The sequence below is a fragment of the Streptomyces griseoloalbus genome (assembly GCA_014650015.1).
In the GTDB taxonomy this organism is placed as follows: domain Bacteria; phylum Actinomycetota; class Actinomycetes; order Streptomycetales; family Streptomycetaceae; genus Streptomyces; species Streptomyces griseoloalbus.
Genome location: BMUD01000179.1, coordinates 1 through 522 on the forward strand (window position 1 = coordinate 1; position 522 = coordinate 522).

At 42.3% G+C, this 522-nt stretch carries 1 protein-coding gene; it reads left to right on the plus strand.

The genetic code is table 11. The features are described 5' to 3' along the window. The coding region (locus IE178_RS37285) for an ATP-binding protein (RefSeq protein ID WP_193515127.1) at positions 1-359 on the plus strand (359 nt) is incomplete at its 5' end. Positions 360-522: the final 163 nt, after the last annotated feature.

The following is a 522-nucleotide window of genomic DNA, read 5'->3' on the forward strand; positions in this document are numbered from 1 at the left end:
TGCTAGGCTATAGAACTCTCTATCTCAACATGAACAGCTTTGTGGAGAAAGTTGCACTCAGTAAGCTGGATGGGTCGTACCTGAAGATGATAACCAATCTAGAAAAGTATGACTTGCTCATATGGGATGACTTCGGGTTGCAGCCAATGGATGACAAGACCAGACTCGCAATGCTCCAAATCCTAGAAGAGAGATACGAGAGAAAGTCCGTCATTATCGCTTCACAGCTTCCTATTGCCAAATGGTATGATTATATAGGTGATCCTACCTTGGCAGATGCCATTATGGACCGTTTGGTAGCAAATGCAAGTAAAATAGAGTTAAAAGGTGATTCTATGCGCCAGAAATTGAAAAAATAGATTACCTTTGCAAATCGAAAAGCAGAACTGAAATCTTGGTACCGTTTGCAGCGATACAAGCGGTACCGATTGCAGTGATAGCATGGTACCGATTACAACGCTACGCGTGGTACCGATACAGCGCTATCGTCATTATAGTTACTTTGCTCACCATTTTGATAAG